The organism is Methylobacterium sp. 4-46, assembly GCF_000019365.1.
Lineage (GTDB): Bacteria > Pseudomonadota > Alphaproteobacteria > Rhizobiales > Beijerinckiaceae > Methylobacterium.
On record NC_010511.1, the window covers coordinates 2,532,849 to 2,545,926 of the forward strand.

General features: G+C 72.8%; 13 protein-coding genes. 2 read left to right on the forward strand and 11 right to left on the reverse strand.

Going from position 1 to position 13,078, the window contains the following annotated elements:
* Nucleotides 1-38: 38 nt before the first annotated feature.
* Genes M446_RS10820 through M446_RS10830 form a run of 3 tightly spaced genes read right to left on the reverse strand, consistent with a single transcriptional unit; the run spans nucleotide 39 to nucleotide 2,550 of the window.
* On the reverse strand, nucleotides 39-833 hold the full coding sequence (locus M446_RS10820) for an ABC transporter ATP-binding protein (protein ID WP_012332144.1): 795 nt from the start codon (nucleotides 831-833) through the stop codon (nucleotides 39-41).
* A complete protein-coding gene (locus M446_RS10825; RefSeq protein WP_012332145.1) occupies nucleotides 830-1,603 on the reverse strand; it encodes an ABC transporter permease in 774 nt (257 codons plus the stop codon). The genes M446_RS10820 and M446_RS10825 overlap by 4 nt, the downstream gene beginning before the upstream one ends.
* A gap of 5 nt (nucleotides 1,604-1,608) precedes the next feature.
* On the reverse strand, nucleotides 1,609-2,550 hold the full coding sequence (locus M446_RS10830; protein WP_012332146.1) for an ABC transporter substrate-binding protein: 942 nt from the start codon (nucleotides 2,548-2,550) through the stop codon (nucleotides 1,609-1,611).
* Between the two features lie 256 nt (nucleotides 2,551-2,806).
* Here M446_RS10830 and M446_RS10835 point away from each other — a divergent pair, with 256 nt between their 5' ends.
* Entirely contained in the window at nucleotides 2,807-3,082 is a 276-nt protein-coding gene (locus M446_RS10835) for a hypothetical protein (protein ID WP_012332147.1), read from the forward strand.
* A gap of 66 nt (nucleotides 3,083-3,148) precedes the next feature.
* Here the strand turns inward: M446_RS10835 and M446_RS10840 are convergent, their stop codons facing one another.
* The 4 genes from M446_RS10840 to M446_RS10855 form a co-directional block, all read right to left on the reverse strand.
* Nucleotides 3,149-4,327, reverse strand: a complete 1,179-nt coding sequence (locus M446_RS10840) for a sensor histidine kinase (protein ID WP_012332148.1) — start codon at nucleotides 4,325-4,327, stop codon at nucleotides 3,149-3,151.
* Between the two features lie 50 nt (nucleotides 4,328-4,377).
* Nucleotides 4,378-5,148: an HAD-IA family hydrolase gene (locus M446_RS10845; protein WP_012332149.1), complete on the reverse strand. Its 771-nt coding sequence runs from the start codon at nucleotides 5,146-5,148 to the stop codon at nucleotides 4,378-4,380.
* A 235-nt stretch (nucleotides 5,149-5,383) separates the two neighbouring features.
* Nucleotides 5,384-6,244, reverse strand: coding sequence for a phosphoribulokinase (locus M446_RS10850; RefSeq protein WP_012332150.1), 861 nt, complete (start codon nucleotides 6,242-6,244; stop codon nucleotides 5,384-5,386).
* A 106-nt stretch (nucleotides 6,245-6,350) separates the two neighbouring features.
* Nucleotides 6,351-7,331, reverse strand: a complete 981-nt coding sequence (locus M446_RS10855) for a fructose 1,6-bisphosphatase (protein WP_012332151.1) — start codon at nucleotides 7,329-7,331, stop codon at nucleotides 6,351-6,353.
* Between the two features lie 216 nt (nucleotides 7,332-7,547).
* Here M446_RS10855 and M446_RS10860 point away from each other — a divergent pair, with 216 nt between their 5' ends.
* The gene (locus M446_RS10860; RefSeq protein ID WP_012332152.1) at nucleotides 7,548-8,504 is read left to right on the forward strand and encodes a LysR family transcriptional regulator; all 957 of its coding nucleotides are present in this window, start codon (nucleotides 7,548-7,550) and stop codon (nucleotides 8,502-8,504) included.
* Nucleotides 8,505-8,658: 154 nt separating this feature from the next.
* On the opposite strand, the gene M446_RS10865 is transcribed toward M446_RS10860, so the two are convergent.
* Genes M446_RS10865 through M446_RS10880 form a run of 4 tightly spaced genes read right to left on the reverse strand, consistent with a single transcriptional unit; the run spans nucleotide 8,659 to nucleotide 13,067 of the window.
* Entirely contained in the window at nucleotides 8,659-9,423 is a 765-nt protein-coding gene (locus M446_RS10865) for a PIG-L deacetylase family protein (protein WP_012332153.1), read from the reverse strand.
* A 10-nt stretch (nucleotides 9,424-9,433) separates the two neighbouring features.
* Nucleotides 9,434-10,666, reverse strand: coding sequence for a glycosyltransferase family 4 protein (locus tag M446_RS10870; protein WP_012332154.1), 1,233 nt, complete (start codon nucleotides 10,664-10,666; stop codon nucleotides 9,434-9,436).
* A complete protein-coding gene (locus tag M446_RS10875) occupies nucleotides 10,663-11,496 on the reverse strand; it encodes a sugar phosphate isomerase/epimerase family protein (RefSeq protein ID WP_012332155.1) in 834 nt (277 codons plus the stop codon). The genes M446_RS10870 and M446_RS10875 overlap by 4 nt, the downstream gene beginning before the upstream one ends.
* Complete coding sequence (locus tag M446_RS10880) at nucleotides 11,493-13,067, reverse strand: YcaO-like family protein (protein WP_012332156.1); 1,575 nt, start codon at nucleotides 13,065-13,067, stop codon at nucleotides 11,493-11,495. The genes M446_RS10875 and M446_RS10880 overlap by 4 nt, the downstream gene beginning before the upstream one ends.
* Nucleotides 13,068-13,078 lie beyond the last annotated feature (11 nt).

Genomic DNA, 13,078 nt, shown 5'->3' on the forward strand with positions numbered 1-13,078 from the left:
TCCCCGGTTCCGGGGCGCGGGCCGCGGCTCCCGGATCGCTACTGCGCCAGCGCGGCGAGCACCGCCTCGCCGCGGACGAGCTCCGTCAGCCGGGCCTTGAGGTCCGAGAAGGCGGGGCTCGTCTTCACCGTGTAGTGGCGCGGATGCGGAAGGTCGACCGGCACGTCGGCCTTGATGCGGCCCGGGCGGGCGGTCATGACCACGACCCGCGAGGCCATGAACACCGCCTCCTCGATGTCGTGGGTGACGAAGATCACCGTCTTGCGCTCCCGCTCCCAGAGGTCGAGCAGCAATTCCTGCATCAGGCCGCGGGTCTGGGTGTCGAGGGCGCCGAAGGGCTCGTCGAGGAGCAGGATCGCCGGATCGTTGGCGAGCGCCCGGGCGATGGCGGTGCGCTGCTGCATGCCGCCGGAGAGCTGCTTGGGGTAATGCGCCTCGAAGCCGCGCAGCCCGACCTTGTCGAGGAAGGAGGCCACGATCTCGCGCCGCTCGGGGGCGGGCAGGCCCCGCTCGCGCAGGCCGAAGCCGATATTCTCCGCGACGGTCAGCCAGGGAAACAGCGTGTAGGACTGGAACACCATGCCGCGGTCCGGCCCCGGGCGGCGCACCTCCCGCCCGCCGACGAGGACGCGCCCGCGCGTCGGCCGGTCGAGCCCGGCCACGATCCGCAGGAGCGTCGACTTCCCGCAGCCCGAGGGGCCCAGGAGGGTGATGAAGTCGTTGGGCGCCACGGCGAGGTCGGTCGGGTCGAGGGCGCGCAGGGGCGCACGCCCGGCGACGCCCGGGAAGACCCGCGCCACGCCCTCGATCGCGACGGCGGCGGGGGCGCTCACGCGAGCTTCCAGCGGAAGAGCTGCCGGTTCAGCGCCTTGAACAGGAAGTCCGAGGCGAGACCGATCAGGCCGATGACGATGATGCCGAAGATGATCTGGCCGGTGGCGAGCAGCGCCTGGCTCTCGATGATCATGTGGCCGATGCCCGAGGAGGAGCCGATCAGCTCGGCGACGATCACGTAGGTCCAGGCCCAGCCGAGCACGAGCCGCAGGGTTTCGGCGATGTCCGGCGCGGTCGCGGGGATCAGCACCCGCCGGATGATGCCGGAATCGCCCGCGCCCAGCGTGTAGGCCGCCTCGACCAGGTCGCGGCGCACCGCGCCGACCGCCACCGCCACCATCAGGACGATCTGGAACACCGAGCCGATGAAGATGACGAGCAGCTTCTGCATCTCGCCGATCCCGGCCCACAGGATCAGCAGCGGCACGAAGGCTGAGGCCGGCAGGTAGCGGGCGAAGGAGACGAAGGGTTCGAGGAAGGCCTCGACCGGCTTGTAGGCCCCCATCAGGATGCCGAGGGGCACCGCCACCGCGGAGGCGAGGAGGAAGCCGCCGAGCACCCGCCAGACCGTCATGCCGATATCCGACAGGAAGCCGAACCGCGTCAGCAGCAGCCAGCCGTCCCGCACCATCGCGATCGGGTCGGCCAGGAACGTCGCCGGCACGAAGCCGCCGAGCGTCGCGAGGCTCCAGGCGCCCACGAAGACCACGAAGAAGCCGAGCCCGAGCGCCGCGCGCGCGGCCGGACCGACCGGCTCCAGCGGACGCATCGCGCTCACTTCACGAAGCTTGCGTCGAACAGGCCGTCGATCTCCGGTTTCTGCTTGATGATCCCGACCTCCAGGAGCAGGTCGGCCGCCTCGGCGGAGAACGCCTGGAGCGGGCCGGCGAAGGCGGCCCGGTTCGCCTCCCGATCCTGCCAGCGCAGGAACTTCGCCGAGGCGGCGAAGGCCTCGCCGGTCTGCTTCACGTCGGCGCCCATGATCTCGTAGGCCTTGGCCGGATCCTTGGCGATCAGGTCGAGGGCCTCGAAGTAGCTCTCGGCGAGCGCCTTGGCGGCTTTGGGGTTCTGGGCGAGGAAGTCCGGCGTGCAGCCGAACGTGTCCATGACGATCGGGTAGTCGAGGGTGGTGGCGATGATCTTGCCCGCCTGGGGCGCCGCCCGCACCGAGGAGAGATAGGGCTCGTAGGTCATCGCCGCGTCGTTCTGGCCGGCGATGAAGGCCTGGGCGGCCGGGCCGGGCTCCAGGTTGACCACCTTCACGTCCTTGAGGGACAGGCCGTTCGCCTTCAGCATCCAGGCGAGGGCGAAGTAGGGCGAGGTGCCCGGCACCGAGGCCGCCACGGTCTTGCCCTTCAGGTCCTTGATCGAGCCGATCTCGCCGCGCACCGCCATGCCGTCGGCGCCGTAGGACTTGTCGAGCTGGAAGATCTGCTTGGTCGGCACGCCGTTCGCGTTCCAGGCCACCCAGGTCTCGACCGTGGTGGCGGCGCATTGCACGTCGCCCGAGCGGATGGCGAGGTGGCGGCTGCCCTGCGGGATCTTCTTGATGGTGACGTCGAGGCCGTTCTTCCGGAACAGGCCGGCCTCCTTGGCCAGGGTGAGCGGGGCGAAGCCCGTCCAGCCGCTGATGCCGATGGTGACCTTGGTCTCCTGCGCGTAGGCCGGCGCGGCGATCGCCGCGGCGAGACAGAACCCGATCGCTGCCCTTCTCATCCGGTGTCTCCACTGTCCCGGTGGTCAGACTTTCGTAGCGGCGCCGCCCGCTTTTGTATAGACATATTGGCGGGCAGCCTGCCTCTCGGACGGGCAGGGACGCTCCGCCCGCCCGGTGGGCCGCTTGCCGTGCCATGCCGTGCCGGCCAGCCGCTCCCCGCCGTAACATTCGATAATGTCATAGATTACGTTTTAATATAATGGCAATGCATACGTAAATATTCATTGGTCGTTGGGTGGCGGCGCGGAGTTTTGCATGGGGGATGATCCGAGCGCCGAAATTGTACGCTCGCTGATCGACGCGATCGGGCGCAGCGTCGTGATCGAGGACAGGATCGCGAACGAGTACGCGCATCTGGCGCATCTGTGCGCGACGGCGGGGGGCGAGGCGGGCGGGCCGGATTTCCGGCAACTGGCGCGCCGCTACCGCGCCCGCGCCCTGGAGAGCGCCGGCCACCTGGCCGCGCTGAACGACCGCTACGGGCACGCGCTGCGCACGCGCTGGCGCACCGGGCGAGAGGACGAGTGGTAGGGCCGGGTCGGCGAGATCGGCATCGCCCCGCCAGGGTGCCGGCCGGCGCTCCCGGCCGAATCCCGCTCAGCCGAGCGGCATCTCCAGCACGAAGCGGGCACCCGGGTGATTCGGCTCGGCCGAGAGCCGCCCGTCGAGCTGGCGGGTGAGGTTGTTGATGATCTTGAGGCCGAGGCTGCGCTGGCGCGCATGCACGTCGAAGCCCGGGGGCAGGCCGACGCCCTGGTCCGCGACGTCGACCCGCATCATGTCCTCGCTCACCCGCACGGTGACCCGCACCGGGCCGGTCCCGCCCGGATAGGCGTACTTCACCGCGTTGGTGACGAGTTCGTTCACCATCAGCCCGATCGGGATCGCCTGATCGGCGGCGATGACGTGCGGGTCGGCCTCGCAGTGGAGGGGGTGGTGCGGCGCCGCCTCCTGCAGCTTGCCGACGAGTTCGCGCACGAAGCCCGCCACCTCGACCGTGCCCACGTGCAGGCCGCGCCAGAGATGGTCGTGCACCTGCGCCACGGTGGCGATGCGCGCCCCCGCATCCTCCAGGGCGAAGCGCACCTCGTCCGAATGGGTGTCCCGCGCTTGCAGCCGCAGCAGGCCCGCCACGACCCCGAGACTGTTCTTGACCCGGTGGCTCATCTCGCGGGCGAGCAGCGCCTGGTGGTCGAGGGCGTCGCGCAGGCGCAGGTCGGCGTGGTGGCGCTCCACCGCGAGCCCGACCAGCCCGGCGAGGCCCGCGAGGAAATCCTGGTCGGTCCGGTCGAAGCCCGGCCCGTCCCGGCCGCAGACTTCGAGCACCCCGTAGGCGCGCCGCCCCTCCTCGCCGAGGGGGATGGGCACGTTGACCGCGTGGTGGATCGCCGCCCCGGCGAAGGGCGCGGGCAGCCGGAAGCGGCCGCCCTCGGACAGGCCGTTCGCCAGGATCCCGGCCCCGGTGCGGAAGGCGTAGGCGGCGGGCGCGGCCTCGTCGGCCGCCGGGCAGGTCGCCCCGGTCGTCTCCTCGGGCCAGCCGGCGGCGGCCCGGATCAGGAAGTCGTGCTCGTGCGGGCGGTATTCGAGGATGTGGGCGAAGGGGGCGCCCAGCCCCTCCGCCGCCGCCTCGCAGGCGCGCCGGAGCAGGACACCGAGGTCGCGGCTCTGGAGCAGCATCCGGGGGAGCGACCCGAGGAGCCCCTGCTGCCGGAGCCGGTAGGATGGCTCGGCGCGTCCCCCCTCCGGCGTCTCCCGGTTCGACCACTCACCCGACATCGCCAGGAACCCGCACCAAAACCCGCGCCGCGGCGAGGCTGCCCCAACTCTTACGCCATCCTGCCCGCAGGACAAGCAGCCGCCCGCCGCGCGTGCCAGCGGCGCAGGGCGTCGAGGGAGACCACGCCGTCCGGCCAGGGCTCGCCCGCGAGCAGGCGGTGCGGGCGGCCCGGCTCGCCGAGATCCGACACCACGGACCCGGCCGCGCCGAGGTCGTCGGCCGGCAGGAACCGGCTCGGGGTCGCCACCACGGGCAGGCCCGCGGCCAGGGCGGCGCGCACGCCGTTCGTCGAATCCTCGAAGGCCACCGCCTCCTCCGGTCCCAGCCCGAGCCGGTCCAGGGCGAGGGCGTAGATCGCCGGCGAGGGCTTCTTCTGCGCCACCGCGTCGCCCGCCGCCACGGCGTCGAACGGCCCGTCCCGGAACAGGGACGCGATCAGGGCCTGGACGTTGTCGGCGTGGCTCGTCGTCGCGATGGCGAGGCGCAGCCCCGCTTCCTTCGCCTCGGCGACGAGCCGGCGGATGCCGGGCCGCGCCGCGAGCCGCCCCTCCGCGACCAGGGCGACGTAGGCCCGCGTCTTGGCGTCGTAGATCTCCGGCACCAGGGCGCCGATGCGCTCGACCCCGGCCGGGCGGTAAGTGGCGAGATAGTGCAGCAGCCGCTCCCGCCCCCCCGTGACCTGGAGGAGGTCGGTGTAGAGGGCCTCGTCCCAGGTGAAGGGCAGGCCGAACCGGGCGAAGGCGCGGTTGAAGGATTCCCGGTGAACGGGTTCGGTCTCGGCCAGCGTGCCGTCGACGTCGAAGATGAGGGCTTTCAGCACCGCGCGGTCTTCCCTGGGACCTTGGTACATAGCGCGGTGACCGGGCCTTGGGGAGCCGGCAAGGTTCGCCCCGGGCGGCCGCGGCGCGCGGGCCCGCCCGGGCCTTGTTCCGACATCCGGTTGATGGCTTCGCAATGCGGATGTCGGCTTCGCTCAGGCGCCGCGCTCAGGCGCCGCGCTCAGGCGCCGCGCGGGCGCGTGATCCGGGATCCGCTTCGATCAAGCGGATCCCGGATCACAGGAGCCGGCGGCGCCGCTCCACCAGCTGGAGGATCATCGGCGTCAGGATCAGCTGCATGGCGAGGTCGAGCTTGCCGCCGGGGATGACCACCGAGTTCGCCCGCGACATGAAGCTGCCGGCGATCATCGAGATCAGGTAGGGGAAGTCGATCCCCTTGGGGTCGCGGAAGCGGATGACGACCATCGACTCGTCGGCGGTCGGGATCCAGCGGGCGATGAAGGGGTTCGAGGTGTCGACGGTCGGGATGCGCTGGAAGTTGATGTCCGTGTTGGTGAATTGCGGGCAGATGACGTTCACGTAGTCGGGCATCCGGCGCAGGATCACGTCGGTCACGGCCTCGGTCGAGTAGCCGCGGGTCGCCCGGTCGCGGTGGAGCTTCTGGATCCATTCGAGGTTGATCACCGGCACGACCCCGATCTTGAGGTCGGCGTACTGGGCGATGTTGATGCGCTCGTTGTGCACCGCCCCGTGCAGCCCCTCGTAGAAGAGCAGGTCGGAATCCGGCTCGAACTCCTCCCAGGCCGAGAAGGTGCCGGGCGCGCCGCCCCAGCGCTCGGAATCGTTGCGGTCGTGGATGTAGTGGCGTGTGCGGCCGCCGCCGGTCTCGGCATAGAGGCGGAACACGCCCTCCAGCTCGTCCAGGAGGTTCGCCCGCTCGCCGAAATGGCTGAGCGTCGGCTCGGCGGCCATGGCCTTGCGCATGGTGGCGCGGTCCATGGAGTGGAACGCGTCGCCCTCGATGTAGACCGCCGTGACGCTCTCGCGCCGGAAGATCTGCTCGAAGGTGTTGCGCACCGAGGTGGTGCCGGCCCCCGAGGAGCCGGTCACGGAGATGATCGGGTGGAGGGCGGACATCGCGCGGCCGGTCGAGACTGAAGGGTTCCCCGCTCTATGGATGCCGCCTCGCGCCGCAAAACGCGACCGGCCATAAGGGGGAGGGGCCCGCGCGGCGGGCGGCGCGTCACGCGCGCAGCAGGCCGCGCTGGCCGAACAGGGGCGAGCGGGCGCCGGTGTGGCGGCGCCCGTCATGGTACTTGCCGACGCAGGCGACCTCCTCGGCGGAGCCGAACACCAGGGGCGTGCGCTGCTGCAGGTCCAGGGTCGGCAGATCGAGGATGCGGGCGTCGCGCCCGTCCGTGGCCGCGCCCCCGGCCGCCTCCATCACGAGTGCGATCGGGGCCGCCTCGTGGATGAGCCGGGTCGCGCCGTTGGCGCGCCCGCGCCGGGTCTCGCCGGGCAGGATGTGCACCCCGCCGCGGCACAGGGCCCGCTGCGCCCCGACCGCCAGGGAGGCGCACCAGCCCATGGCGAAATCCTGCCCGCGCGGCCCCTCGCTCCCGCGCAGGCAATCCTCCACGAAGGCGCGCATCGGCGCCTCCCAGAACCGGGCATTGGCCGCGTCGATGGCGTAGAGGGTGCTCGTCGGCGGGATCGCCACCGCCTCGCGGCTCAGCCGGAACGCGCCGGAGGGATCGAGGGTGAAGATCCGGGCCCCCGCGCCCCAGGTCACGGCGAGTTCGGTCCGCGGCCCGTAGGTGACGAATCCGGCCGCCACCTGGATCCGGCCGGGCTCCCGGAAGGGCGCGCCCGCGGCGGGGCGCAGCGAGAACAGGGTTCCGGCGGGCTGGTTGCCCGCGAGGTTCTCCCGGCCGTCGAGGGGCGTGAGCGCGACCGCGATCGCGCCGTCGGGCATGAGCGCCAGCGGCGCCTCGGCCTCCGGCAGGGCGAGGAGGGCGGTCGGCGTCTCCCGCAGGGCGGCGACGAAGCGGGCCTGCACCGCGGCGTCGAGGTCGTCCGGGCCGGCATCGGCGCCGCCGTCGCGCAGGAGCCGCCCCGTCCCGGCCGCCGCCTCCGCCAGCGCCGCCAGCACGGCCGCGATCGGACGATCGCCGCCAGCCACCTCGCGCGCGAGGCAGGCGTCGAGGCGAGATCCGAGCCCCATGCCGCTGTTCCTTCCGTCCCCTGCGCCCCGCCGCGGATCCGGGCCGGTCCCGAAAGCCCGCCCCGGACGCCGCGGCCTCCTCGGCGGAATGCGGGGCGATCCGCTCGCCTGTCACCCCGCGAAAACTATGGCCGGCCGGGCTCGCGGGGGCAAATCTGAAAAAACTTGCCACCGCTTTCAAAAAAAATAAGCATGGCGCGAACGTGGCAGGACGTGATGCGCAACCTCTCGCTCAAGCAGCTTCAGGCCGTTGCCTCCATCGCGCGGCTCGGGACGATGACTCGGGCGGCCCAGGAATTGAACGTGACACCCGCGGCGCTCACCGCCCGGATCAAGGCCCTGGAGGACGAGGCGGGGCTGCTGCTGTTCGACCGCACCAGCGCCGGGCTGAAGCCGACCGATGCGGGGCGCGAGATGCTGTGGGCGATCGACAGCATCAACACGGTGCTGGAGACCTGCGCGGAACGCCTGAAGGCCCTGCGGGGCGGCAGCGGCGGGCGGGTGTCGATCGGGGTCGTGTCGACGGCGAAGTACTTCGCCCCCCAGCTGATCGGCGGCTTCGTGCACCAGCATCCCTCGGTCGAGATCGACCTCGTGGTCGGCAACCGGGGAGCCACGCTCGAATCGATCCGCGACTACAAGGTCGATCTCGCGATCATGGGCCGGCCCCCGCGCGATTTCCCGATCTCGGCCGAATCCTTCGGCCCGCACCCGCTGGTGGTGATCGCCTCGCCGAGCCACCGCTTCGCCGGGCGGGTCGGCATCACCAAGGCGGAGCTCGCCGAGGAGCCGTTCCTGGTGCGCGAGTACGGGTCGGGCACCCGGACGGTGTTCGAGGAGTTCATGACCGGCGTGATGATCAAGCGGGCGCGCCTCGGCATCGACAGCGGCTCGAACGAGACCATCAAGCAGACGGTGATGGCGGGCTTCGGCATCGCGCTGATCTCCGGCCACACGGTGGCGGCGGAGGTGGCGAGCCGGCGCCTCGTCCTCCTCGACGTCGAGGGACTGCCGATCCGGCGCGAGTGGTTCGTGGTGCGCCGCGCCGACAAGGTGCTGAGCCCGGCGGCGCGGTCGCTGTGGGACTACGTGGTCAAGGAGGGCGCCTCCTGGCTGCCGACCCTGCCGCTGCGCCCGCCCGGCGCGCCGGCGGGGGCGCCGGTGGCGGCGTAGGGACGTCCTCGAAGGAGCGTGCTCCGCCATGAGACTCGGGTCGGCGCTGCACGCGAACGACACCGCGACGGGACGCAATGGGTCGCCACGACCCGCCTCATCCGCCCTGCGCATCTCAGGCAGCCCTCGGGCGACCGGCGTCGCTCCTCCGCGACTACGGTCCCGCCGGCAGGTCCTCCACCGGAACGCCCGCGGGCACGCGCCCCTGCGCCCGGAACCGCTCGCAGCCCGCCTCGGCGCGCAGGCGCGCCGCCAGCCCCTCGCGCCCGCCGAACTGGAAGCCGAGCTGGCTCGCGTAGGCGGCGCAGGCGGCCTCCTTGCGGGCCTCGTCCTCGGCCGAGAGCCGCACCGCGACGTCCGGCAGCAGGGCGAAGTCCCGGCAAAACGGCGTCTTCGGGTCGGGATGGCGCACCGTGTAGGGGAAGTCGCGCCACCACAGGACCGGCGCCGCGGGCGCGACCGCGCGCAGCGCCCGCACGAGCTGGACGTGATCGACGTGCCCCCCGATCGCCTGCGGCGCGAGGAGCAGATCGGGCGGCGTCTCGGCAGAGAGGCTGGCGAGCGCTGCGGCGAGGGCGGGGCCGATCCCGTCCTCCGGGAGGAGGTCCCCGAACAGGGCCGCGGCCGAACCGTAGCCGCGGTGCGGCGCCTCGGGCAGGGCGAGGTGGCGCGCGAGCGCCCCGAGCGACGCGCAGGCCGCCGCGTCCTCGGCCCGCCGCAGGGCCATGTAATCCACCTCCGGGCCGAGCCCCTTGTCGAGCTGGCAGGCGAGCGCGAAGCCCGTCGGACGCGCCACGCTCGCGGTGAACAGCGTCGCCACCACGACCTGCCAGCCCGCGCGGGCGAGCCGCGCCAGCGTGCCCCCGCAGGAGAAGGCCGCGTCGTCGAGATGGGGCGACAGGGCGAGGGCCAGAGGCATCAGTGCAGCATCAGAGCAGGTGCGGCTCGGCGCGGAAGCGGCAGGCGGGATCCCGCGGCAGCACCGGGTCGACCGGGTCGGGCGCGCGGCCGCGCAGGCCGGCATAGACCCCCATGATCTGCCGCCCGACCGCCGTCCAGGAATAGTCCCGGCGGCACTCCGCCAGGGCCGCCGCGGCGAGGCGGGCGCGCAGCGTCCGGTCGGTGATCACCCGGTGGAGCGCCTCCGCCAGGGCCGTCACGTCGCCCGGCTGGACCAGGAGGCCGTTCTCGCCGTCGCGCAGGCAGTCCGAGACCCCGACCGAGTGCGTCGAGACCACCGCGAGCCCGGCCGCCATCGCCTCCAGGATGGTGTTGGAGAAGCCCTCCGCGTAGGTCGGCGAGACGAAGACGTCGCCCTGCCCGTAGAGGGCCGGCACGGCGTCGTACTCCGCGTAGCCGGTGAAGCGGACCTGCGCCTCGCCGAAGCCGAGATCGGCCGCGAGCGCGCGGGCGGGCGCGACGTCGGGGCCGATCCCCGAGATCACGGCCGCGAAGGGCGTCCCGCGCAGGCGCAGCAGGCTCAGCGCGTCGAGGAAGTCGAGGACGCCTTTCCGGCGGTCGACCCGGCCGTGATAGAGGAGCCGCACCGGCTCCGCGGCCGCGCCCGGTTGCCGGCCGGGCACCGGCCGGAAGCGCTCGGTATCGACGGCGCCCGGCACGATGGTGAAGCGGGCCGGATCGGCCCCGAGCCGGTCGCAGACCTCCCGCACGAAGGAGCGCCCGCCGATCAGCAGCGCGTTGGCGCGGGCGAGCACCCGCACCATGGCGAGGCGGTGGGTCTCGCAGCAGGAGCCGACCCAGTGCCCGTCGCCGCCCTGGATCGAGACCACGTTCGGGACGCCGAGATCCTGCGAGGCGAGCAGCGTCGCCCAGCCGGTCGGGTAGCCGTACTGCGCGTGCAGGACGTCGAACGGCGCGCGCCGGTGCTCGGCCGCGATGGCCGCCACCATCGCGTCGATGTCGCGCTCGAAATCGCCCCCGTCCTGCTCGCCGCATTGTTCGAGGCCGATCACCCGCACGCCGGGAACCGGCGGCGGCGGGCCGCCGCCGTAGACCCGGGTGCCGAAGGCGTCGCCCCGGTACTGGCTCACCATCGTCACGTCGTGGCCGGCCCCGACCAATTCCCGCAGCAGGTTCTGCGCGTACACGCTCATGCCCGAAATCGCCGGGAAGTAGCGCCGGCTGACGAAGCAGATCCTCATCCCCGTCGCCCCCGACACGTCTTCAGGAAGGCCAGCGCCTCCGGGATCATGCGGTCCGCCCGGTGGCTCTCCCGCGACAGCTCCACGCAGACCAGGCGCCGGAACCCCACCGCCTCGAGCGCGTCGAGGACCCCCGGCACGTCCATGTCGCCCTCGCCGAAGGGCAGGTGGACGTGGACGCCGCGCGCCATGTCCTCGATCGCCACGGTGCCGAGCTGCCCGGCGAATTCCCGCACCGCGGCGGCCGGATCGCGCTCGCCGGTGACGAGGCAATGGCCGGTGTCGAGGGCGAGCGAGAGGCCCTCCAGCCGCAGGGCCGCGTAATCGTCCAGCGTCTCGATCAGCATCCCGGGCTCGGGTTCGAGCGCCGCCACCACGGAGCGGGCGCGGGCGTGGGAGACGACCTCCTCCAGCCCGGCGCGCAGCCAGTCGCGCGCCTCGCCCGGGGCCAGTCCGGGCCTCGGCACCCCCGCCCAGAAGGAGACCGCCTCGGAGCCGAGGATCTGCGCGACGTCGATGGCCCGGCGCAGGAAGGCGACGCGGCGCGCCCGGCCCTGCGGGTCGGCGGTCACCAGGGTCGGCTCGTGCTTGGCGCGGGGGTCGAGGAGGAAGCGCGCCCCGGTCTCGATCACCGAGCCGAGGCCCAGGGCGGTGAGGCGCCCGCGCACGCGCTCGGCCTCGCGGGCCCAGTCCTCGGCCAAGGGGTCGAGGTGGTGGATGTCCAGGGTGAGGGCGACGCCGTCGTAGCCGGCCTCGGCGATGAGCGCGAGCGCGTCGTCGAGCCGGTGGTTGGCGGCGCCGTTGGTGTTGTAGGCGAAGCGCAGGCTCACGCGGCCCTCCCGCGGCGCTCGAGCCGGAACGGCGCGTGGTGCGATTCCGGCTCGCGGTAGAGGGGGTAGAGCGGCCCGACGATCCGCTCGGCCAGGGCAACGTCGAAGAGCGGCTGGCCGCCGAAGCGCTCCAGGGCCTCGGGCGTCAGGCGCACCGGCCGCAGGGTCTCGCTCTCCTGCCCGAAGCGGATCAGCGGGTGGTCGCGGGCGATCAGCTTGGCGGTGTTGCGCTCGCCGATCCGGTAATAGCTCATGGTCTCGACTTCGAGCCCCGGCACGATCGCCTTCACCACCCCGACGCCGCCGCCCGGCGGGGATGCATCGAGGTAGAGGACGTCGAAGCCCTCCGCCTCCAGGCGCTCGCGGGCGAGCCGCCCGCGGGCCTGGCCGTCCGGCGCGGCCGCGGTCGGCAGCTCGGCGAAGGGCTTGCGGGCGCGCTCGGAGAAGACCGTGTCGGCGAGGAAGCCGCGCAGGGTCTCGGCCGGTTGCTCGATCCAGTGGAGCATGGCGGAGAGGGCGCGGCTCTCCTCCTTGTCGAGACTCGGCAGGGCCGTCTCGATGAAGGCGTCGACGTAGCCGGGCGGGGTGATGCCCCGGGCGAGCGCCAGCGGCCCGTGGCCGAAGGTCTTGCGCACCCGCGCGGCCTGGAATTCCAGCAGCGCCTTGCGCAGGGCGCGCTCGCGGTCCGGGTCGCAGGCCTCGCCGCAGGCCGAGAGCGCGATCGGCGCGGGGGCGCGGGCCGGGTCGAGGTCGTAGCCGACGCAGTAGACGTTGGCGAAGCCGAACTGGTCGGTGGCGAATTTCGGCATGGCGCGGATGCCGAGCGCCTCCAGCCGGTCGAGCATGGCGCGGGTCTCCGGCCCGACCCCCTCCGCGAGGTCGAGCAGCACGCCCTGGTCGAGGGCGCGGAACAGGAGCCCGTTCCCGTCGCGTTGCAGGAGTTCGAGCAGCCCGTGGCCGAGGGCGAAGGCCACGTCGGGTCCGGCGCCGAGTCCGTTGGTGATCAGGTTCGTGAAGGGAACGTAGTCCTCGGAGAGTTCGAAATAGTCGGTGGCCGCGATGTCGAGGGGCATCAGGACCGTCTCGCCGGTGCGGGCACGCACCACCTCGGTCCATTCGAGCACCGTGTCGCGGCCGACCGGGCTGCCGGCCGGCAGGCCGAGGGTGAGCGGGTCGGCGACCGAGCCGGCGCCGAACACCCGCGCGAGGTCGTGGTAGCTGCCGCGCTCCTTCTTGCGCGGGATCAGCGCGACGCTCGGCATCAGGTTCTCGGCGATCTCGGCGATCGAGCCGATGATCGCCTCGGCATCGGTGGCGCCGTAGCCGATGCCGCTCGGCATGGCACCGACGAAGAAGGGATCGTCGAGGAAGAGCGAGACGAACCAGGTCGGCACGCCGGTGCGGTCGAGGGGGGCGAGGGGGAAGCCGACGACGCGGCCCGGCGGCAGCACCTCCAGGTAGGCGCGGGCGGCGTCGGGCAGGTCGGCCGGCAGGCCCTCGACCACGCGCTTCTCGCCGAATCGGGTGGGGCGCGGGCGGCTCGGTCGCAGGCGGGGCGTGTCGCTCGTCACGGGGCTCCCTC

What these genes read in the sequence shown, in the direction of transcription:
- M446_RS10825 (WP_012332145.1), bottom strand. Translation starts at nt 1,603, where the DNA reads ATGCGTCCGCTGGAGCCGGTCGGTCCGGCCGCGCGCGCGGCGCTCGGG.
- M446_RS10830 (WP_012332146.1), bottom strand. Translation starts at nt 2,550, where the DNA reads ATGAGAAGGGCAGCGATCGGGTTCTGTCTCGCCGCGGCGATCGCCGCG.
- M446_RS10835 (WP_012332147.1), top strand. Translation starts at nt 2,807, where the DNA reads ATGGGGGATGATCCGAGCGCCGAAATTGTACGCTCGCTGATCGACGCG.
- M446_RS10840 (WP_012332148.1), bottom strand. Translation starts at nt 4,327, where the DNA reads ATGTCGGGTGAGTGGTCGAACCGGGAGACGCCGGAGGGGGGACGCGCC.
- M446_RS10850 (WP_012332150.1), bottom strand. Translation starts at nt 6,244, where the DNA reads ATGTCCGCCCTCCACCCGATCATCTCCGTGACCGGCTCCTCGGGGGCC.
- M446_RS10855 (WP_012332151.1), bottom strand. Translation starts at nt 7,331, where the DNA reads ATGGGGCTCGGATCTCGCCTCGACGCCTGCCTCGCGCGCGAGGTGGCT.
- M446_RS10860 (WP_012332152.1), top strand. Translation starts at nt 7,548, where the DNA reads ATGCGCAACCTCTCGCTCAAGCAGCTTCAGGCCGTTGCCTCCATCGCG.
- M446_RS10865 (WP_012332153.1), bottom strand. Translation starts at nt 9,423, where the DNA reads ATGCCTCTGGCCCTCGCCCTGTCGCCCCATCTCGACGACGCGGCCTTC.
- M446_RS10870 (WP_012332154.1), bottom strand. Translation starts at nt 10,666, where the DNA reads ATGAGGATCTGCTTCGTCAGCCGGCGCTACTTCCCGGCGATTTCGGGC.